Raw genomic sequence first — 20,454 nt, forward strand, 5'->3', positions numbered from 1 at the left:
GGCGACGGTCGCCGGTCAGCGCGACTGAAGGCGAGCGGATGCCGTGGCCACGTCGCGCGCGACGTCGGCCTCGCGCAGGCGGGTCAGTTCTCCCCCGCGCACGACGGCCGAGCCGTTCACGAGCAGCAGCGCCAGCGGCGGCTGAGCGCCGAGGGTGAGGGCGGCCACGGGGTCGGCGATGCCGGCGTGCTCGATTCCGTCGACCTTCCACAGAGCCAGGTCGGCGAGCTTGCCCACCTCGATCGAACCGATGTCCCGTTCTCGGCCGAGCACCCGGGCGCCGCCCATGGTGGCGAGGCGCAGCCCCGCACGACCCGACATCCCATCGGCGCCCGCGCGGAGCCTGTTCATGAGCACCGCCATGCGGATCTCGGTGCCGAGCTGTCCGGATTCGTTCGATGCCGAGCCGTCGACGCCGAGACCGACAGGCACACCGGCGGCGAGCAGCTGCGGCACCGGCGCGATTCCGGCGGCGAGGCGCGCGTTCGACGAGGGGCAGTGCGCGACGCCCGTTCCCGTCGCCGCGAACCGCGCGATCGCCGAGCCGTCGAGGTGCACGCAGTGCGCCATCCACACGTCGTCGCCGAGCCAGCCGAGGTCGTCGAGGTACTCGGTGGGTGTGCGGCCGAACTTCTCGGCGCAGAAGGCGTCCTCCTCGACCGTCTCCGACCCGTGGGTGTGCAGTCGAACGCCGAGCGAGCGGGCGAGCACGGCCGACTCCCTCAGCAGATCCGAGGTCACCGAGAACGGCGAGCAGGGCGCGAGCGCGATCTGCGTCATGGCGCCTCGGGAGGGATCGTGGAACCGGGATACCGCGTCGACGCTGGCATCGAGGATCGCCGACGTCGTCTCGACGGCGAAGTCGGGCGGCAGCCCTCCCTGGCTTCGTCCGAGATCCATCGACCCCCGGGTCGCATGCAGGCGGATTCCGAGCTTGCCGGCAGCGTCTACGATCGCGCCCAGGATGTCGCCGGAGTTCTGCGGGAAGACGTAGTGGTGATCGGCGAGGGTGGTGCACCCCGATCGCGCGGCCACCGCCATGCCGCCGAGAGCTCCGGCCGCCACGACCTCGGCGTCGATCTTCGACCACATCGGGTAGAGCGCGGTCAGCCAGTCGAAGAGGATCGAGTCCTGGGCGATGCCTCGGGTGAGCCACTGGTAGAGGTGCTGGTGCGTGTTGATCAGACCCGGGGTGAGCAGGTGCCCTCGCGCGTCGATGCGCGTCACCGGCCCCTCGGTCGCCCACTGCGGCGCCGCACCGGGGCCGACCGCGACGATGTCGCTGCCGTCGATTACCACGTGACCGGAGACGTGCTCGGTGTCGGCGGCGTCGACCGTGGCGATGTAGGCGCCCTCGATCACGGTGCGCGCGCCGGTCACGGCCGGGCCGCCCCGGTCGAGACCGTTGAAGCCGACTCGGCGCGAGCCACTTCCGAGCGATGGATGGGCCCGGTCTGCGTGCGCAGCGACACCCCGGCCGAGCCGGTTCGACTCGCGATCACCTCGGCGAGGATCGACACCGCGGTCTCCTGCGGTGTGCTGCCGCCCAGGTCGAGACCGATCGGCGAGTGCAGGCGCCCGAGCTCGGCCGCGCTCAGGCCCTCGTCTTCGAGAGCCCTGACGCGACGTTCGTGCGTCGTGCGCGACGCCATCGCCCCCACAAAGGCCACGGGCAGTCGAAGAGCGAGAGACAGCAGGGGGATGTCGAACTTCTCGTCGTGGGTGAGCACACAGATCACGGTTCGCGAGTCGACCGGGGTGCTGCGGAGATACTCCGAAGGCCACGCGACGACGACCTCGTCGGCCGACGGAAAGCGCTGCGGCGTGGCGAACAGCGGCCGCGCGTCGCACACCGTCACGTGGTAGCCGAGCAGGCTGCTGGCGTCGGCGAGCGCGGCCGAGAAGTCGACGGCGCCGAAGATGATCATGCGGGGGGCCGTCGCCGCCACGACGAACAGCACCCGCAGCGGCTCGCCGTCGCATTCGATGTCGGCGGTGCCCGAGAGGCCCGACGACACCCGCGCCGTGAGTTCGTGCAGGATGCGCTGCGCGGTGGCGAGATCGAGCCCGTCGCGTTCGACCTCGGTCGCCGCCGCCGTCGCGGCGATGACGGTTCCCGCCGCTCGTCCGGCGACCACCACGGCGATACCTGCGGGGCGCCCGTCGCGGGTGGCCTCGAGCTCGTGCGCGACGCGGTCGTCGAGCCGCCCGCGAGCGCCCGACATCGCGATCTCGTGCACGAACACCTCGATGCGGCCGCCGCAGCTGAGGCCGGCGGCGAAGGCGTCTCCGTCGGTGAAGCCGAACTCGGCGAGAACGGGCTCGCCCGTCTCGAGTACGCCTTCCGCCACCTGGTAGACGGCGCCCTCCACGCAGCCGCCCGAGATGCTGCCGAGCACGCGCCCCCGGTCGTCGACGGCCATCGAGGTGCCGAGGGCCCGTGGGGCCGAGCCATCCACGGTCGTGACGGTCGCGACGGCGAGACGGCGGCCCTCGCCGAGGGCCTCGAGCAGGTCGTCTGCGATGTCGAGCATGGGAGCGTCTCTTTCGGCGAGGAGGGCGGTGGAGAGGCCTCGTTGCGACTGCAACAATCCTGACACACGGAGGTGCTAGAACTGGTCAATGCTTCTCATCTGCAATGCCGTGACCACCCTCATCGACGAGACCCGCGAGAGCGCCGCAGATCTGGCCTTGGTCGACGGGTTCGTGGTCTCCGACGCGATCGCGGCGACGAGCGAGAGCGACGAGACGGAGGTGCTGGATGCATCCGGTTGCGTCGTGACGCCGGGTCTCGTCAACGCGCATCACCACCTGCTGCAGAGCGCGTTCAGAACACTTCCGGGCACGCGCGGTGTCGTGATGAGCGAGTGGCTGAAGACGATGGCGGCAGCCTATGGCGCGGTCGGCATCGACCCCGAACTCGCGCGCACGGCGGGGCTCGTGGGTGTCGCCGAGGGGCTCCTCTCAGGCGTCACCACCGTGGCCGACCACCACCTCACGTGGCCGGAGGGGTGCGACGACATGGGTATCGCGCGCGCCACCGCGTCGGCGGCCGCCGAGCTGGGCGGGCGCCTGGTCTTCGTGCGCGGCTCCGCCCGCGACGACCCTGAGCAGGCCGCCCTCTCGGCTGAACGCATCGTCGCCGACCTGGTGGCCAACGGCGAGGGCGGCGTCTCGAACGACGGGATGCTGCAGCTCGCCGTCGGGCCGGCCGGGGTGCACAGCGACAGCGAGCAGACGTTCCGCCTTCTCGGCGAGGTCGCCGAGCGGCACGGGCTGCGCCGCAGAACTCAGGTCAACGAGCAGGTCGACGTGGCGATCGCCCTCGAGAAGTACGGCCGCCGACCGATCGAGCTGCTCGACGAGTGGGGCTGGCTCGCGCCAGACGTCACGATCGCCCATCTCTGCGCCGTCACGCCCGAGGAAATCGCGCGACTCGCATCCACCGGTGTAACAGCGACGCACGCGCCCGGCTGCGATCTGCCGATGGGCTGGGGAATCGCGCCCGTCGCCGCCCTGCGCGCCGCGGGCATCCCGGTGGGCCTGGGCACGAGCGGGGGCGGCAGCAACGACGCCGGACACCTGCTCGCCGACGCGCGCCTGGCCATGCAGGTCGCGCCGCTTGTCGGCCCGGCGCTGGCCGCGCGCGAGGTGCTCGGCATGGCAACCGAGGGCTCCGCGCGGGGCCTGGGCCGAGACGAACTGGGCCACCTGCGCCACGGCGCCGCCGCAGACCTGTGCGTCTGGGACGTGTCGGGGGTCGCCGACGCGGGGGTCGCCGATCCCGTCGCCGGCCTGCTCTGGGCGAATCCCGGCCGTCGGCCGAAGCACGTCGTCGTGGCAGGCCGCGTTGTCGTGCGCGACTACGAGCTCGTCGACCACGACCAGCGCGAGCTGGCCTCGCGGCTCAGCGCAGTTCTGGCCACTCGAACCGCTTGATCTCGAGCAGCGCCTCCGAGAGGGCGCCGCTCCAGTGGTCGAGCACGCGCGCACCGAGCTCAGGGCTCGCGCGTCGCGGGTCGCCGATAACGCCGTTCGTCGACACGTCGTTCGTGAGCCACGCCGTGGGAACGGCCCCCTCGAGAGTCAGGTGGGTGAAGCCCGCGAACAGGCTCCCCAGCGCCACGCCGTCGGCGGCCGCCACGTCGAGGTCGACGAGGCCCTCGTCGATCGCCATCACCACCGACGTCTCCGACTGCCCGCCGTGGATGCTGAAGCCCGCGTCGTCCCAGCTCATGCCCTCGGGCTCGCCGAGATGCATGGCGCTCACGGGAAAGACCTGCAGGCCGGTGGCCGCCCGGATGTCGCGGGACACCATCTCGAGCAGCTGCGGCTGCCCGCCGTGCGCGTTCACGAACACCAGCTTGCGGAAGCCCGAGGCGGCGACCGATTCGCCGACGTCGAGCAGCAGCGAGATGAGGGTCGAGGCGCTGAGGGTCATGGTGCCCACGCGACCCGCGTGCTCGTTCGACTTGCCGTAGCGCAGCGTCGGCAGGATCCACACGTTGGCGTCGTCGGGCAGGCCGGCGACCGCGCGCGCCGCGACCGTCTCGGCCACCAGCGCATCCGTGTCGAGCGGCAGGTGCGGACCGTGCTGCTCGAAGGCGCCGATCGGCTGGATGACGACAGCGTTGGTCATATCGATCGCCGCGACCCGCGTGGTCGACAGGCGGGCGAGCAGGGGCGTATGCGGCATCAGGCGGGGCCGGCGAGCGCGCGGAGGCTCGCGAAGAGCACGGCCTTGTCGGAGTCCTCGAACTCGACTTCTCCGCCGCTCTTCACGAGGTGTTCGAACCCGGTCGTCGCGCCGAGCTCCTGCGATCCCAGGTCGTTCGCCATGATCGTGACTGCGTAGAGGCGCTCCGTCTCGGAGGTGTTCTTGATGTGGTGCACCGAGCCGCTGGGCAGGATGAGTACGTCGCCCGCGGCGACCTTCACCGAGTGCTCGTCACTGAAGGCCTCGCCCTCTCCCTCGAGGAACACGAAGATCTCGACGGAGTCGGGGTGGGAGTTGTCCGGCTGCACGCCCGACGGGTCCCAGATCTCGAAGAAGACGCTCGCGGGAGAGTCGTCGTCGGGGCCGGCGAGCGGCACGAGGCGCACGGTGTCGCCAGGCGTGATGCGGTGGGCCTTCAGATCGCTGAGGTGCTTGAGGATGGGTGCGGCGGCCATGGGGCTCTCCTGTGCTTGTTCGGGGTGTGTGCTTGGTCGGGGTGTATTTGTTCGGGGTGTCGGAAGGTGTTTCGTGGTCAGGGTCGCGGAAGCGCGTTCACGAGCGCATCCGGTGTGGTGGTGAAGCCGAAGCACTGGCGCACGTTGTAGACCGTGGCGGCCAGGCAGAAGTCGGGCGACGTGGTGGCGCTGGCCTGCTCGATCATCACGCAGTCGTAGCCGATGCACGCGGCGTCGGTGAGGGTGGCGAGCACGCACTGGTCTGCGTTGACACCGGCGAAGAGCAGCGAGTCGACGCCGAGGGAGCGGAGGATGCTGTCGAGCGGGGTGTCCCAGAAGCCGCTCATGCTGAACTTGTCGACATGGATGTCGGTGGGCGCCACCTCGAGACCGTCGACGATGGCCGCTCCCCAGCTTCCCTTCGTGAGCACGGCGTCGCCGTTCTCCGTCGGATCTCCGATACCGCCGCCCGAGCCGTCTGCGTCGTAGACGTGCAGCACGTTCGCCGGCAGGTTGAGCCGGTCGGGGCGGTTGCCCCAGTTGAGCCAGATCACGGGCACGCCGGCGCCGCGAAGCGCCGGAAGGATGTCGTTCAGCGGCTCGATGGCCGCACGCGCCGGCGAGATGTCGACGCCGATGCCGTCGAGCCAGCCGCCGGATGCGCAGAAGTCGTTCTGCATGTCGACCACGATGATCGCGGTGCGGTCGAGGTCGATGGTGAGCGGCTGCGGCAGGGCCTCGAGGTCGACGGGCTGCGGGGCGCGGCCGGTGCGAGTGAGGTCGACGCGGCCGTCGACGACGGGCCAGCTGTGCGGCGAGAACGGAGTGCTCACGAGCGGGCTCCGGCGAGTGCCGCTGCAGCCAGGGGCGCGCCCGTGGTGATCTCGGGGAGGATGCGGTGGATCTGTCTGCTCGCCTCGGAGGCCAGGGGGTCGATCGCGTCTCCGCTCACCGAGCGCAGCACTCCCCCGACGTAGACCTTCTTGAGGTTGCGCAGGCCGCACGCCAGCACGTAGCTCGACATCGGCTCCCACAGGGGCCCGATGTCGGGCGACCGGGGATCGACGATCACGAAGTCGGCGAATTTGCCGGGCTCGAGTGAGCCGACCCTGTCGTCGATACCGAGGATCTCCGCCGAGCCGAGCGTGTGCATCCGCAGCATGTCGGCTGTCGAGAGCGAATCGGGGTCGCCGGTCGTGGCGCGCACGGCGTACATGCCCATGCGCATGTTCTGCCACGGGTCGGAGATGTCGGTGCAGGCCTGGTCGTCGAGGCCCATGCCGACCCGGATGCCGAGGGCCCGGATCTCGGGAATGGCCGCGACGCCCGAGGCGAGTCGGCCGTTGGCGTTCGGCTGCCACGACATGCTCGCCCCGCCCTCGGCGGTGCGACGCAGGATGTCGGGCGTGGTCTGGATGAAGTGTCCGAAGATGAAATCGGGCCCAAGGGCGCCGGCCGCCTCGTAGCGGTCGAACTTCTCGCGCTGCAGCTCGACCGCCTCGCGCGTCTCGAGCAGATGAGCCTGATTGATGAGCCCGAAGCGACGCATCGCCTCGACCTCGATGTCGGCGCAGTCGGGATTCGGGGACCACTGGCCTGCTCCCGAGATGGCGGCGCGCAGCATGAAGTCGCGGTCGAGCGATTCGCAGTACGCGACGATATCGCCGAGCCGGGCGAGAACATCCTCTCGGGTGCCGACGGTGTCGTCGATCATCACGGAGTTCACGAAGCGGATTCCGCTGTCGAGCTTCGCGTCGGCCTGCCGAGTGAGGTACTCGAGAGCACGCAGCTCCTGCGGCCCGCCGTCGACACGCCGGCCGTCGACGAGCGGCTCCCAGGGGAGCCTCCCGTCGGTGAAGTCGAACGCCGTCGTCACGCCGTTGTTGAGCATGTCGAAGGCGCCGTGCAGCGTGCACCAGTAGATCTGCTCGGGCGTCGCCGCGCCGGTCACGGCGAACATCGCGGTGCACCAGCCGTAGAGCGTCTCGTTCACACCGAGTCCACGTGAGCCGCTGGTGAAGAGGTGGCTGTGGGCCGAGACGAATCCCGGCGCCACGAACGCGCCGGCCACATCGACGACCTCGACATGCGCGTCGACCCGGGGAGGTTCGCCCTCCCCGAGCGACGCGATGATGCCGTCCTCCACGAGCATCCAGCCGTCGAAGATGGCCTCCGGGGCGCCCTCCGCCACGGGCAGCAGGGTGGCGCCCGTGATCAGGATGCTGCGTGGTGTCGTCATGATTACTTCGTGAAGCCGATGGAGTCGTCGATGAACTCGTTCGTCGCGATGTCGTCGGCGGTCAGGCCCTCGGTCGGTGCGCTGCCGATCCCCTCGTAGATGGGAGTCGCGAGGTCGACGAACTTCTGCAGGCGGTCCATGTCGAAGTTTCCGACGACCTCGTCCGATCCGTTGCCCACCAGCCCGAGCTCCTTCTGGGTCTCCACCGAGTAGTCGGCGACGCCCTGCGAGTAGACCCAGCCGGTGTCGTACTGCTCGACGAGGTCGAGGATGAGCCCGTTCGCCGTGGACGGGTCGCCGTAGTAGTCGACGTCGGCCTGCTGCATCACGGGAACCAGCGCGGCGAGGCAGGGCTTCAGGTCTTCCATGTCCTCGGTGCGGGCCGACACGACGACCGGATAGATCTCCCAGCCGGCGTCGTTGATGAGCTGGTACTTGACCGGCTTCATCCAGGCCGCGACCTCGTTCTCGTAGATGTAGGGCTCGGCGCTGGCGTAGCCCTGCTGAGCGTCCTTGCCGCCCGCGGCGACGAAGTTCGCCGGGGTGCCGTCGTAGCCGCCGTCGGTCTGCTCCTGCTTCAGGAGTCCGCTGCCGATCAGGTACTCCATGTAGGCCGATCCGCCGAAGTAGCGCACGAACGCGTCGGTCTTGCCGAGGTCTTCGATGGTCTCGACATCGGGGTAGGTGGCCGGGTCCCACATGATCATCGTGGGCGTCTTGTCAAGGGGCGCGAACACTCCGACGGTCGGCTGGGCGACCGAGTTCTGCACGGCCTCGTCGCTGTAGACGTAGCCGAGCGTGATCGTGTCGTCGGTGTACATCTGCGCGGGCACGCTCTGGAATCCGATGGCCGGGCCTCCGGCGCGAACCTCCAGGTCGACGCCGGTGTACTCGCCACCGGCCATCAGCGGTCCCGATACCGTCTTGGCGTCGGTGTCGACGGTGACCGTCGACGGGTCGAGCATCTCGTAGAGGCTTCCGTGCTCCGCCTCCGGGTTCCAGTCGGTCTGGATCGAGATCGTGGCGGGACATCCGGCCGCCTTCAGGTCGACCGATCCGATCTCCATGCTGCTGGAGCTAGTCGCCTCGGGGGTCGAACCGCCACTGCAGGCGGTGAGTCCGATGGCCGCGGTTCCGATGAGGCCGAAGACCAGAAAGGCCCTCGAGTGGCGTGACGTCATGAGTGTGCTCCCGGTGCGGGTCGTGTGCGTGTGTGGGGGAATCAGGATTGGTCTGACCATCTGACTCTCGCCACGGTAGGCCATGGAAATACCCGACATTCGTCGATGACGACAAAAATAACGAGCCCGAAATACTCCCGAAATATGGGTCGAACCGCGTTGCCGAGCCCAGCCGCTCTACCCCCTAACATGAGGTCATCAGAGGGAGGAAACACCTGCATGGCCGCTCTCATCACGGGTATCGCCTCGCACATCGAGCGGCTCATCGTCGACGGCGAGCTGCAGCCCGGCGACCGCATTCCGCCCGAACGGGTGCTCGCCAAGACGCTCGGCGTCTCTCGAGCCTCCCTGCGCGAGGCCATGCACGACCTCGAGTCACGCAACCTCATCGACCGGCGCCAGGGAAGAGGCACGACCGTCGCCGAGCCCACCGTCGAGCGGCTGTCGCTTCTCGACGAGCTGTCGAAGCAGCAGGTCGAGCAGCGCAACGCGGCCGAGCTGCGCGACATCGTCGAGCCGACCATCGCATCTCTTGCCGCGACCCGGCGCGCGACCACGAACATCCGGAGCCTGGAGGAGACCCTTCGTAGAAGCGCAGACGCGCTGAGCGCCGACGAGTCGCTGCGGCTCGATGTCGAGTTCCATCTCGAGCTGGCGCACGCCGCGCACAATCCCCTGCTGAGCACGCTGGTGGGCGTGACCAACGACTGGACCCTCGAGACCCGTCGCCACTCTCACGCCACGCCGGATGCCCGTCGGCGCTCGATCGAGGGACACCGGGACATCCTCGATGCCGTGGTCGCCGGAGAGCCCGCGGCGGCGCGCCTCGCCATGGAGAACCACCTCGCCGATGTGCGCCGGCTCGTGGCGGACCGCGCGAGCGACGCCGAGTCCGAAGCTCTTGAGGGCGTCAGAGCTCGAGCACCAGACGCGGGCAGGCGGCCCGCGACACGCAGATCATCATGACCTCGTTGTCGGCCTGCTCGTCGGGGGTGAGCACGGAGTCGCGGTGATCGACCTCGCCCGACACCACCGGGGTCTCGCAGGTTCCGCAGGTCCCCTCCCGGCACGATGAGAGCACCAGTACTCCGGCCTCCTCGACGACGTCGAGGATCGACCGGTCGGGCGGCACCGTCAGCGTCTCCCCCGACAGGGTCAGCTCGACCTCGAAGGAATCGTCGAGGATGGGCGCGCCGGTCTCGCGCGCCTCGAAACGTTCGAGGTGCAGGCTGCCGTGCGGAAGCGAGGCGGATGCGTCCTCGACCGCGGCGAGCAGCCTGGCGGGCCCGCAGCAGTAGACGAGAGTGCCGTCACCCGCCCCGGCGACGAGAGCCGCGACATCCATTCGCTCGTCGACGTCGGCGGTGTACGCACGCACCCGGTCGCCGAACTGCCTCTCGAGCTCGTCGAGGAACGCCATCGTGCGCCGACTGCGGCCGGCGTAGGCGAGCGTCCAGGTCGCCCCGGCCATCTCGGCGGAGCGGATCATGGGGAGAAGGGGCGTGATGCCGATGCCGCCCGCGACGAAGAGGTAGCTCTCGGCGGGCACGAGCTCGAAGTGGTTCAACGGGCCCCGCAGTCGCACGCGACTGCCCACCGCCAGCTCGGTGTGCATCGACAGGGAGCCGCCCCGACCGCCGTCTTCGCGCAGCACACCGATGCGGTAGGACTGCCTGTACGCCGGATCGCCGCACAGCGAATACTGCCGCTCGACGCCGTCGCGGATGACCACGTCGAGGTGGGCGCCGGGCGTCCAGACGGGCAGCTCGGAACCGTCGGCCGCACGGAACTCGATCGTCTTGACCCCGTCGGCCACATCGACGATGCGGGAGACGACGGCGGGGATCTCGGTGAGGTGCACAGACATGTGAGGCGAGGACTTTCGGTGAGGATCGGCAGACGTTCTCTCCAGACAGTACCTCGCGCGCCGGCCCCTCGAGACCCTCGCCGTCGAGCATTCCTCGCTTCGTCACCGGAGGAAATGTTCGTGTTACGTCGTCGAAATATCCACCTCTTAGAGTGAAGTCACCACCGGCCGGCGCGGGCCCCAGAAGTTCATCGGGAGGCACAGAATGAGCGCACTGCCGAGAGACATCTCCTTACTCCGCTCGGCGACCCTCGACGACGGCTCCGTCGTCGACGTCGAGATCACCGCGGATACGGTCACGGCGATCCGTCCGGCGGGCAGTGCCACGCCGGTCGCCGCATGCGAGACCCTCGATCTGACGGGCTTCGTGCTGCTCACCGCACCGGCCGAACCGCACGCCCACCTCGACAAGGCGCTGTCGTGGGACCTGATCGAACCGCCCATGGGCGACCTCGGGCTGGCCATCGACTCGTGGAAGACCTACTCGGCCACGATGAGTGTCGAGTCGATCGCCGACCGCGCCCGCCGGGCAGCCCTGATGCTGCTGCAGAACGGAACGACCGCGGTGCGCTGCCACGTCGACGTGCTGTCGGGCGACGAGCCTCTGCGCGGCGTGCAGGCACTTGTTCAGGTGCGCGACGAACTCAGCGAGCTGATGCACATCGAGCTCGCCGCCCTCGCCGGGCCCACGATTCCCACGGCCGACGTCGAGGCCGCCCTCGATCTCGGCGTCGACCTCGTCGGGGGCGCCCCGCATCTGGCCGACGACCAGAGCGCCGACCTGCAGAGGCTGCTCGCCATCGCGGCCGCACGCGGCGTCGGCGTCGACATCCACACCGACGAGAGCCTCACCGGCGGCTACACGCTCGCCGAACTCGCTCGCACCGTGCGCGACTGGCCCGACTCGATGCCCGTGACCGCCGGCCACTGCGTGCGTCTGGGCACCCTCGAAGTCGACGAACTCGATCGTGTCATCGGCGAGGTGCTGGCCAGCGACATCGGAATCGTGACCCTGCCGATCACCAACCTCTACCTGCAGGGCTGGCAGCATCCGGTGTCGACCCCGCGCGGCCTTACGGCCGTGCGCAGGCTTCTGGATGCCGGGGTGCGGCTGGGTGCGGGCGCCGACAACGTGCGCGACCCGTTCAACCCCGTCGGCCGCAGCGACGCCCTCGAAACCGCTTCACTTCTCGTCACCGCCGGACACCTCACCCTGACCGAGGCGTACGCCGCCGTCAGCACCGGGGCCCGCTCGGTGATGAACCTCGAACCCGCCGGCGTCTCCGTCGGTGCGAAAGCAGAGTTGCTCGCCGTGCGCGGCGACAATCTTGCGGATGTGGTCGCGAACGCGCCCGCCGACCGGTACGTGATCCACGCGGGGCGCCTCGTCGCCTTCAGCGAGGTCACGCACCACACAGCCCTCCCGGCTCGAACCACCGAGCCGACCGAACTCCTTCTCGAAAAGAGGTGATGAGCCGAATGACGCTGACGACGGATCCCCCTGTGGCCACAACGACGACCGAGCTTCTCAATTTCTCCGACGTCGCCATGACGTTCCCCAACGGCACGACCGCGCTCTCCGGCGTCGACCTCACGGTCAAGAAAGGCGAGTTCGTCACCGTGGTGGGCCCGTCGGGTTGCGGCAAGTCCACGCTGCTCCGCATCGCCTCCGGACTCACCCCCGCGACGGCCGGCGAGACGCACGTGGCGACCAAGCGCATCGGCTACGTCTTCCAGGACGCGACCCTGCTGCCCTGGCGCACCGTGCAGGCGAACGTCGAACTGCTCGCCGAACTCAACGGCATCCCCAAGAAGACGCGCGTCTCCAAGGCCGCCGAGGCCATCGAGCTCGTCGGGCTGAAGGGCTTCGAGAAGCACCTGCCGAAGACGCTCTCGGGCGGCATGCGCATGCGCGCCTCCCTCGCCCGCTCACTCACGCTCGACCCCGAGCTGTTCCTGTTCGACGAGCCGTTCGGCGCGCTCGACGAGATCACCCGCGAGCGCCTCAACGACGAACTCATCAAGCTCTTCACCGAGCAGCAGTTCGCCGGCCTCTTCATCACGCACTCCGTCTCCGAGGCCGTGTACCTCTCGACACGGGTCGTCGTGATGTCCGGCCGACCGGGAAAAATCGTCGAGACCTTCGACGTTCCCTTCGCCTACCCCCGCGACCCCGAGATCCGCTTCACTCCCGAGTTCGCCGAACTCGCCGGCGAGGTCTCCCACGCGCTCCGAGAGGGACACTCATGACCACCACCGCTCCCCCGACCGGTCCCGTGACCACCACCAACCCGAAGATCAGAACCATCTCCCGAGCCTCGGAGATGCCCGCACGCAGAGGCGCGCGTTTTCCGTCGTGGGTGCCACCCGTGCTGGTCTTCGTCGTCATCGTCGCGCTGTGGTACTTCGTCAGCTACGTGGTCATCGACCCGAAGCAGTCGTTCCTCGTTCCGCCGCCGCACACGATCTTCACCGACGCGTTCTTCGACCCGAAGACGCTCGGAGACATCATGGAGGCGCTCGCCCGATCGGCCGGCGTCGCCCTGACCGGCCTCGCGATCGCGATCGTCATCGGCTTCGTCTGGGCCGTCGCCATGAGCCAGGCGCGCTGGATCGAGCGCTCGCTCTTCCCCTATGCCGTCATCCTGCAGTGCATCCCCATCCTCGCGCTCGTTCCCCTCATCGGCTTCTGGTTCGGCTTCGACTTTCCCGCCCGCGTCATCGTCTGCATCCTGATCGCGCTGTTCCCGATCGTCTCGAACACTCTGTTCGGCCTGCAGTCGGTCGACAAGGGCCAGCGCGAGCTGTTCCAGCTGCAGAAGGCGAATCGCTGGACCGTGCTGACGAAGCTCGAGTTCCCCGCCGCTCTTCCTGCGATCTTCGCGGGCATGCGCATCTCCGCCGGCCTCGCGGTCGTCGGCGCCATCGTCGGCGACTTCTTCTTCCGTCGTGGCGAGCCCGGGCTCGGAGCACTCATCAGCAACTACCAGTCGCGCGTGCAGGGCCCGGAGCTCTTCGCGGCGATCATCACGGCGGCGCTCTTCGGCGTCGTGGTCTTCCTCGTGTTCGGCTGGCTGGGCAAGCTCGCCGTCGGCAAGTGGTACGACTACAGCAAGTAGGCGCCGGGCGACAGCACGCCCCCTCGACTCATCGGTCACTCAGCACGTCATTCAGCAGCACCCGTTCACAGCACCGAACAGCACCCTCCACACCCTGCACATCACACAAGGAGAAGACATGCGTATCACTCGATCGAGGTCGCTCATGGCCGCGGGCGTTCTCGCCTCAACCGCACTGGTCCTCACCGGCTGCGCCTCCGGCGGAACCGACACGGCCACCGACGCCGCGTCGGATCTCACCATCGGCGCGATCGACCTGGCCGCAGCCGGCTGCCCGGCGACCGTCACGATCCAGACCGACTGGAACCCGGAATCGGAGCACGGCCACCTCTACTCCATGTTCGGAGACGACGCTGTGATCGACGCCAGCAACAAGAGCGTCTCCGGTCCGCTGTACTCGAGCGGCGAGTACACGGGCGTCAACCTCGAGGTGCGCGCCGGCGGCCCCGCCATCGGCTTTCAGACGGTCAGCTCGCAGATGTACACCGACTCCGACATAACGCTCGGATACTCCAACACCGACGAGTCGCTCCGGCTCTCGCCCGACATGCCCACCACGGCGGTCTTCGCTCCGATGGAGATCAACCCCCAGATGATCATGTGGGATCCGGAGACGTACCCCGATGTCGAGACGATCTCCGACCTCACGAAGGCCGGAGCCGTCATCAAGTACTTCGGCGGCGCCGCGTACATGGACTACTTCATTGGAGCGGGCATCGTGCCCGAGGCCCAGGCCGACGGCGGCTACGACGGCACGCCCGCCAACTTCGTCGCCTCGGGCGGCAAGGACGCGCAGCAGGGCTTCGCGAGCGCCGAGCCCTACATCTACGAGAACGAGGTCGACGCCTGGGACAAGCCGGTCAAGTTCCAGCTGATCCACGATGCCGGCTACCAGATCTACGCATCCGCGGTCACCGTGCGCACCGGCGAGCTCGAGGAGCTGAGCCCGTGCCTCACCGCACTCGTGCCCGTTCTGCAGCAGGCCGAGGTCGACTACTTCGACGACCCCGCCACCACGAACGCGCTGATCCTCGACCTCGTCGACCAGTACGACACCGGCTGGGTCTACTCAGAGGGCGTCGCCGACTACTCGGTGAAGACCATGATCGACCTCGGACTCGTCAGCAACGGCGACAACGACTACATCGGCGACTTCGACGAGGCCCGCGTGCAGAAGATCATCGACAGCGACACTCCGATCTTCACCAAGCTCGGTACGCCGCCTGTCGAGGGCATCACGCCCGCCGACCTGTTCACCAACGAGTTCCTCGACCAGAGCATCGGTCTCAAGTAACCCGCGACCGCACCACCGTCGGCCCTCCGCCTGCCGTCCGACGCTCACCTCGTGTGGGCGTCGGACGGTAGGCGCAGGGCCATCACCATTCGGCACCATCTAAGGACCCGCACCATGACCGATCTGCCCGAGAACATCACCTCCCTCGCCGCCGAGCTCACCGACATCCTGGGCGAGCGGGGAGTGACGACCGAACTGCGAGCCCGCGAGAAGGCCTCGGCCGACGGGTCGTACCTGTCGCCGATCATCACCGAGCAGCTCCCCCTCGGGCTCGCCGACATCGTCGCCTTCCCGACGACGGCAGAGCAGGTGGCGCAGGTCGTCGCCGCCGCCGTTCGCCACTCGGTGGGAATCACGCCCCGGGGCAAGGGCACGGGCAACTACGGACAGGCCATTCCGATCGAGAACGGCCTCGTTCTCGACCTGTCGAAGCTGCGCGGGGTGGTGGAGGTCGGAAACGGGTTCCTCACCGCGCTCGCCGGCACCCCGATCGTTACGATCGAGCAGGCCGCCCGTGAGTCGGGCCAGCAGATTCTTATGTATCCGTCGACGGCCCAGTCCTCGATCGGCGGCTTCCTCTCAGGCGGCTCCGGCGGCACCGGGTCGATCGCCCACGGCTCCAACCACGAGGGCTTCGTGCTCGCTCTCGACGTGGTGCACGCCGCGGCGGATGCGCAGCTCGTGCATGTCGACGGCGACGAGGCGCAGCCCTATGTGCACACCTACGGCACCGCGGGGATCATCGCGCAGGCGACGATCGCCCTCGAGCCGCTGCAGGACTGGCGCGGCCTGTTCGCCAGCTTCGAGACGTTCAACGAGGCGATCTCGGTGATCCGCGAGATCGGGCGGCTCGAGCCGACGCCGCGACTCGTGTCGGCCGACCTCCCGGTTCTGGCCAATGCCCTGCCGGCCGACCCGGGCATCCCGAAAGACCGGGCGAGCCTGCGCGCGATCATCGACATCGCGGCTGTTCCTGCCGCGACCGCCCTCATCGAGGCCGCGGGCGGCCGCGTCGAGGAGGTGCGCGAGGGCGCCCAGACCGCCATGAAGCTGAGCATGATCTCGTACAACCACCCGATCGAGTGGCTGCAGAAGAGCGACCCGGGAAAGTACTTCCACATCGAGGTCGCGGGCGACGCCCTCGTCGACCGCATCGACGAGGTGCACGCCGTGTACCCCGGCGGCATGCTGCACATCGAAGCCCAGAGGAACCGCCCGATCGGCATGCTCGCGGGTATCTACGAGAGCGCTGAGAAGGTCTACGAGGGCTTCGACAAGCTCGCTGCGATCGGCGTCGGCGTGCACAACCCGCACATCTGGTTCGTCGACCACGAGGTCGAGCGCACGCTCGCCCTCGCCGAGACCACCGACCCGCAGGGACTCCTCAACCCGGGCAAGCTGCAGGGCAAGCCGACTGTCGGGGCCGACGCATGAGCGGCGCGCACGCGAACGACGCGGTCGTGAACGACCTGGGTACGCGCAAGCTCGTCGAGCTGTCCGGTCCCGCCGCCACCGCCGCGCTCGACGCGGATTCCGTCGTCGTCATCCCCACCGGCGCGATCGAGCATCACGGCTCGCACCTTCCGCTGATGACCGACTACCTGCTCGCGGATGCGATCGCGAACGCCGCCGTCGAACGCGCGGCCTGGCAGGGCGTCGACGCGTGGATCCTTCCCACCCTCGCCTACACCAAGAGCGACGAGCACCACTGGGCATCCGGAACCATGTGGCTCACGTGGGAGACGATGATGAACACCATCGTCGACCTCGGCAACTCGATCGCGGCCACGCCCGCGAACAAGGTGGCTTTCTTCAACGGACACGGAGGCAACCTCGCCCTGCTGCAGGTCGCCTGCCGCGAGCTGCGCCGCCGCTTCGGGCTGCAGACGTTCCTGCTCGGTCCGATCGTGCCTCCCATGGCCGACGGCACGGGCGACGGGCCCGACGAGCTGGGCCTCGGCATCCATGGCGGCCACAGCGAGACGTCGCTCATCATGCACATCCGCCCCGACCTGGTCGATCTGTCGCTGGCACAGCGCAGCGTTCCCGAGCATCTGGCCGACTTCGAGCACATCGGGTTCAAGAAGCCCGTGTCGTTCGGCTGGCTGTCGAACGACTTCGGAACCGACGGCGTGCTGGGCGACCCGACCGGGGCCAACGCGGCGTACGGCGCGGCGCTGTTCGAGCACTCGGTGGCGCAGGCCGCGGCGGCGTTCGCCGAGATCGCGCGCTTCGATCCGGCCGGGCCGTCGGCGTGAGCTCGACCGACCCGGCTCCGGCCGCCGCCGTGATCCCCGCAGACGCGTTCGCCGTGCTGACCGAGTGGCTGCCGACGAACGATGACCACGCGCGACCGTTGATCGCGCTGGCCACGGTCGACGCCGAGGGGCGCCCGGATTCGCGCAGCGTGCTGCTCAGCGAGTTCGATGAGGGCGGCTTCTTCGTGCATACCGACTCGCGCTCCCGCAAGGTCGCCGACGTGGCCGCCCACCCCGAGGTGGCGTTCTCGATCGCGTGGCCGGCAGAGCTGCGGCAGCTGACGGTGCAGGGCGTCGCTCGACGCGCCTCGACCGAGGAGGAGCAGGTGGCGTACTCGCGCCGATCCCGCTACCTGCAGCTGCTGGCGTGGCTCAACTCTCCCGAGTTCGCGCTGCGCCCGGCGGGCGAGCGGGAGGAGGCGTGGGCCGAGTTCGACGCCGCGCACCCCGACGGCACTCTGACCCCGCCGCAGACGTGGCTCGGCTTCGTGATCGAGCCCACGCGCATCACGTTCTGGAACGGAACCCCGCTCACGGCGAGCCGCCGCACCGAGTACCGCCGCGCGGCCGACGGCACCTGGAGCACGGCCACCCTCCCCGGCTGACCCGGCCTCGTCCTCACCGTTCGTTCCCTGAGCTTGTCGAAGGGCGACCAGCGCAGGGAACGGGCGTGCCCTTCGACAGGCTCAGGGAACGGCGCGGCCTGCCGGTCACAGCGCCAGGCGCTGCGCCGTCTCTGCCAGCACGATCGCGAACTCCGCCTCGCGGCCCGGTCCCGCCCCGCCCGAGAGGTTCACTCCCGCGACGCCCTCGATCTCCAGCAGCTCGAGGCTCAGTTCCACGGCCGCCCGGATGCCCTCCTCGCGCGGATCCGCGGCGGACAGGATGCGGTCGAGATACCCCTCCGGAAGCACGAGCGTGGTGAAAGATCGCAACAGCTGGGCACTCGCGTGATCCGTGACCATCGGCACACACGGGATGAACCGGGCCGTCACGCCGAGGTCGTGCGATTCGCGCACGAACCGGCCCACCGCATCCACGCCCCCGCAGTGGTTCACGAAGCAGACGTCGGCGCCCGCGCGCGTCTTCTCGAGCAGTCGCGCCGCCCGAAGCTCGACGGGCGGCGTGGTCGGCGACTCCCCCACCGAGACGAGGTGGCCGGCGGCCCGCGCGAGGGCGGCGACCTGCGGCGAGTCGAGGTCGAAGACCGGCGCGGCATCGGGGCGGGAGCCGAGCAGCGTGTGGTCGCCGGTCACGCAGTGCACGCCGGCGACGCCGACATGCGCGAGTCCGGCGAGCTCGCCCTCGATGGCGACACGGTTGCGGTCGCGGCAGTTGATGCCCGTCCACACCTGCAGCCCGGCCGCGCGGATGAGCGACGCGCGGTAGCTCGGCGAGAACTGCACCCTGGCCTTGCCGAAGTCGCCCGCGAGCGCCGCGTCGACGGGGCCGGCGAGCAGGGCCGCGCACTCGGCCAGCGATTCCGCATCCATCGCCCGGGCGGGAAAATCGGCGACGACGATCGGGCGCGTGTTCATCAGCGCCATCATCTCTGCAGCGCCGGATGAGCGCGGCACGACGTCGGGCTCGGGCGGCGAGGCGCCGTGCCAGGTCACGAGGGGGTCGCCGAGAAAGACGCAGCGGAAGTCGGCCACCTCGCAGCTGCCGTCGAAGTCGACCCCTCCGCACGGCCCGTATTCCATGTTCTTCGGGCAGCCCGCGTGGGCGGCGGCAGGGGTGAGAAGCGATTCCACGAGGGTCCTTCCGACGAGTCGCAGGCCCGACGAGTTTCATCTTCGGGGTTGCGAACATTTCATGTTAGCTCCGGCGTGTAACACGGGTGTTTCCGAACCCGCCTCGGCGGATCGGGCCCCGTCAGTAGGCTTGATCCGTCGACAGAACCACCGACGAACGAGGAGATCACGACACCATGGCAGAACAGTACGACCTGGTCGTGAGGGCCGAGAAGGTGCTCATCGACGGCGAGTTCCGCCCCGCGTCGGTCGCCACGGCCGGCGGTGTGATCGTAGCGATCGCCGAGCTGGATGCCCCGTTCGACGCCGCAGAGACGGTCACCCTGCCCGACGATCAGGTTCTCATTCCCGGCATCGTCGACACCCACGTGCACGTGAACGAACCCGGGCGCACCGACTGGGAGGGGTTCGCCAGCGCGACCCGCGCCGCCGCGGCCGGAGGCGTGACCACCATCATCGACATGCCGCTCAACAGCATCCCGCCCACCACCACCGTCGAGGCGCTCGAGCTGAAGCGTCAGGCGGCCGCTCCCCAGGCCAGCGTCGACGTCGGATTCTGGGGCGGCGCCATCCCCTCGAGCCTCGGATCGTTGAAGTCCGTTCACGACGCCGGTGCATTCGGCTTCAAGGCCTTCCTCTCGCCCTCCGGGGTCGACGAGTTCCCCCACCTCGAGACCGAGCAGCTCTTCGCCGCCGCGCTCGAGATCTCCGAGTTCGGCGGCCTGCTCATCGTGCACGCCGAGGACCCGGCGGTGCTGGAGAAAGCGATGTCGGAGAACGCCGAGAGCCACGGGGGCCCCGACTACCTCGACTTCGTCTCGAGCCGCCCCGACCTCGCCGAGGAAGACGCCATCGCGCACATCATCGAGGCCGTGCGCTCCACCGGCGTCCGCGCACACATCCTGCACCTCTCGAGCGCCCGCGCCCTGCCGCAGATCGAGGCGGCCAAGGCCGAGGGCCTGCCCATCACGGTCGAGACCTGCCCGCACTACCTCAGCTTCTCTGCCGAGGGTATCCCCGACGGCGGCACGCAGTTCAAGTGCTGCCCGCCGATCCGCGACGCGGGCAACCGCGAGCTGCTGTGGCAGGCGCTCGAGTCGGGGCTGATCGACATCGTCGCCTCCGATCACTCCCCCTCGACGAAGGAGCTGAAGTTCGCCCACGACGGCGACTTCCAGCTCGCCTGGGGCGGCATCTCGGGCCTGCAGCTCAGCTTCAGCGCCGTTTGGACAGGCGCGAAGGCACGCGGCATTCCGCTCGAGACCGTCGTCGAGTGGATGTCCACTAAGACCGCCCGCTTCGCCGGCCTCGCGCAGAAGGGCCGCATCGAGGTGGGCGCCGACGCCGACCTCGTGGCGTTCGCCCCGGAGGCCGCCTTCACCGCGAGCGCCGACGCACTGCTGCACAAGAACAAGGTCTCGGCCTTCGACGGCTCCGAGCTCACCGGCCTTGTCGCCGTGACGTGGCTGGCCGGCGTGCCGGTCTACACGTCAGGCGCCGTCGACGACGTGCCCGCATCCACCCCCACCGGTCGACTGCTCTCACGCGTCTGACCCCGAAGACACCCACC

At 69.1% G+C, this 20,454-nt stretch carries 19 protein-coding genes; 10 read left to right on the top strand and 9 right to left on the bottom strand.

Annotated elements, in window-relative coordinates; genetic code table 11:
• Positions 1-15: 15 nt before the first annotated feature.
• Positions 16-1,380 carry an 8-oxoguanine deaminase gene (locus ASF06_RS10980; RefSeq protein WP_055946864.1) on the bottom strand — a complete coding sequence of 455 codons (1,365 nt, stop codon included), beginning with the start codon at positions 1,378-1,380 and terminating at the stop codon, positions 16-18.
• Positions 1,377-2,534 (bottom strand): XdhC family protein, encoded by a 1,158-nt coding sequence (locus ASF06_RS10985; protein WP_055946866.1) that lies wholly within the window; start codon positions 2,532-2,534, stop codon positions 1,377-1,379. The genes ASF06_RS10980 and ASF06_RS10985 overlap by 4 nt, the downstream gene beginning before the upstream one ends.
• A gap of 88 nt (positions 2,535-2,622) precedes the next feature.
• Between ASF06_RS10985 and ASF06_RS10990 the strand changes: the two genes are divergently transcribed.
• A complete protein-coding gene (locus ASF06_RS10990; RefSeq protein WP_055946867.1) occupies positions 2,623-3,939 on the top strand; it encodes an amidohydrolase family protein in 1,317 nt (438 codons plus the stop codon).
• Here the strand turns inward: ASF06_RS10990 and ASF06_RS10995 are convergent.
• The 5 genes from ASF06_RS10995 to ASF06_RS11015 form a co-directional block, all read right to left on the bottom strand.
• On the bottom strand, positions 3,908-4,696 hold the full coding sequence (locus tag ASF06_RS10995) for a creatininase family protein (protein WP_055946869.1): 789 nt from the start codon (positions 4,694-4,696) through the stop codon (positions 3,908-3,910). The two genes, ASF06_RS10990 and ASF06_RS10995, sit on opposite strands and share 32 nt — an antisense overlap.
• On the bottom strand, positions 4,696-5,172 hold the full coding sequence (locus ASF06_RS11000) for a cupin domain-containing protein (RefSeq protein ID WP_055931395.1): 477 nt from the start codon (positions 5,170-5,172) through the stop codon (positions 4,696-4,698). The genes ASF06_RS10995 and ASF06_RS11000 overlap by 1 nt, the downstream gene beginning before the upstream one ends.
• Positions 5,173-5,249: 77 nt before the next feature.
• Positions 5,250-6,005 (bottom strand): cysteine hydrolase family protein, encoded by a 756-nt coding sequence (locus ASF06_RS11005; protein WP_055946871.1) that lies wholly within the window; start codon positions 6,003-6,005, stop codon positions 5,250-5,252.
• On the bottom strand, positions 6,002-7,411 hold the full coding sequence (locus ASF06_RS11010; protein ID WP_055946873.1) for an amidohydrolase family protein: 1,410 nt from the start codon (positions 7,409-7,411) through the stop codon (positions 6,002-6,004). The genes ASF06_RS11005 and ASF06_RS11010 overlap by 4 nt, the downstream gene beginning before the upstream one ends.
• Before the next feature lie 2 nt (positions 7,412-7,413).
• On the bottom strand, positions 7,414-8,592 hold the full coding sequence (locus ASF06_RS11015; protein ID WP_055946875.1) for a hypothetical protein: 1,179 nt from the start codon (positions 8,590-8,592) through the stop codon (positions 7,414-7,416).
• Between the two features lie 219 nt (positions 8,593-8,811).
• On the opposite strand from ASF06_RS11015, the gene ASF06_RS11020 reads away from it, so the two are divergent.
• Entirely contained in the window at positions 8,812-9,558 is a 747-nt protein-coding gene (locus ASF06_RS11020) for a FadR/GntR family transcriptional regulator (RefSeq protein ID WP_055946877.1), read from the top strand.
• Here ASF06_RS11020 and ASF06_RS11025 read toward each other — a convergent pair.
• Entirely contained in the window at positions 9,503-10,459 is a 957-nt protein-coding gene (locus tag ASF06_RS11025; RefSeq protein ID WP_055946880.1) for a PDR/VanB family oxidoreductase, read from the bottom strand. The genes ASF06_RS11020 and ASF06_RS11025 overlap by 56 nt on opposite strands.
• Before the next feature lie 205 nt (positions 10,460-10,664).
• On the opposite strand from ASF06_RS11025, the gene ASF06_RS11030 reads away from it, so the two are divergent.
• The 7 genes from ASF06_RS11030 (at position 10,665) to ASF06_RS11060 (ending at position 17,735) form a co-directional block, all read left to right on the top strand.
• On the top strand, positions 10,665-11,930 hold the full coding sequence (locus ASF06_RS11030; RefSeq protein WP_055946883.1) for an amidohydrolase family protein: 1,266 nt from the start codon (positions 10,665-10,667) through the stop codon (positions 11,928-11,930).
• Positions 11,931-11,938: 8 nt separating this feature from the next.
• The gene (locus tag ASF06_RS11035; protein ID WP_157412178.1) at positions 11,939-12,709 is read left to right on the top strand and encodes an ABC transporter ATP-binding protein; all 771 of its coding nucleotides are present in this window, start codon (positions 11,939-11,941) and stop codon (positions 12,707-12,709) included.
• A complete protein-coding gene (locus ASF06_RS11040; protein ID WP_082500879.1) occupies positions 12,706-13,578 on the top strand; it encodes an ABC transporter permease in 873 nt (290 codons plus the stop codon). Before ASF06_RS11035 ends, ASF06_RS11040 begins: the two co-directional genes overlap by 4 nt.
• Positions 13,579-13,696: 118 nt before the next feature.
• On the top strand, positions 13,697-14,872 hold the full coding sequence (locus tag ASF06_RS11045; RefSeq protein ID WP_157439168.1) for an ABC transporter substrate-binding protein: 1,176 nt from the start codon (positions 13,697-13,699) through the stop codon (positions 14,870-14,872).
• A 114-nt stretch (positions 14,873-14,986) separates the two neighbouring features.
• A complete protein-coding gene (locus ASF06_RS11050; protein ID WP_055946885.1) occupies positions 14,987-16,306 on the top strand; it encodes an FAD-binding oxidoreductase in 1,320 nt (439 codons plus the stop codon).
• Positions 16,303-17,130, top strand: coding sequence for a creatininase family protein (locus ASF06_RS11055; protein ID WP_055946887.1), 828 nt, complete (start codon positions 16,303-16,305; stop codon positions 17,128-17,130). Before ASF06_RS11050 ends, ASF06_RS11055 begins: the two co-directional genes overlap by 4 nt.
• Complete coding sequence (locus tag ASF06_RS11060; RefSeq protein ID WP_055946889.1) at positions 17,127-17,735, top strand: pyridoxamine 5'-phosphate oxidase family protein; 609 nt, start codon at positions 17,127-17,129, stop codon at positions 17,733-17,735. Before ASF06_RS11055 ends, ASF06_RS11060 begins: the two co-directional genes overlap by 4 nt.
• A gap of 105 nt (positions 17,736-17,840) precedes the next feature.
• On the opposite strand, the gene ASF06_RS11065 is transcribed toward ASF06_RS11060, so the two are convergent.
• Positions 17,841-18,884, bottom strand: a complete 1,044-nt coding sequence (locus ASF06_RS11065; protein ID WP_055946891.1) for a methylenetetrahydrofolate reductase C-terminal domain-containing protein — start codon at positions 18,882-18,884, stop codon at positions 17,841-17,843.
• Between the two features lie 176 nt (positions 18,885-19,060).
• On the opposite strand from ASF06_RS11065, the gene allB reads away from it, so the two are divergent.
• Complete coding sequence (allB, locus tag ASF06_RS11070) at positions 19,061-20,437, top strand: allantoinase AllB (protein WP_055946894.1); 1,377 nt, start codon at positions 19,061-19,063, stop codon at positions 20,435-20,437.
• Positions 20,438-20,454 lie beyond the last annotated feature (17 nt).

Source organism: Agreia sp. Leaf244, assembly GCF_001422695.1.
Lineage (GTDB): Bacteria > Actinomycetota > Actinomycetes > Actinomycetales > Microbacteriaceae > Agreia.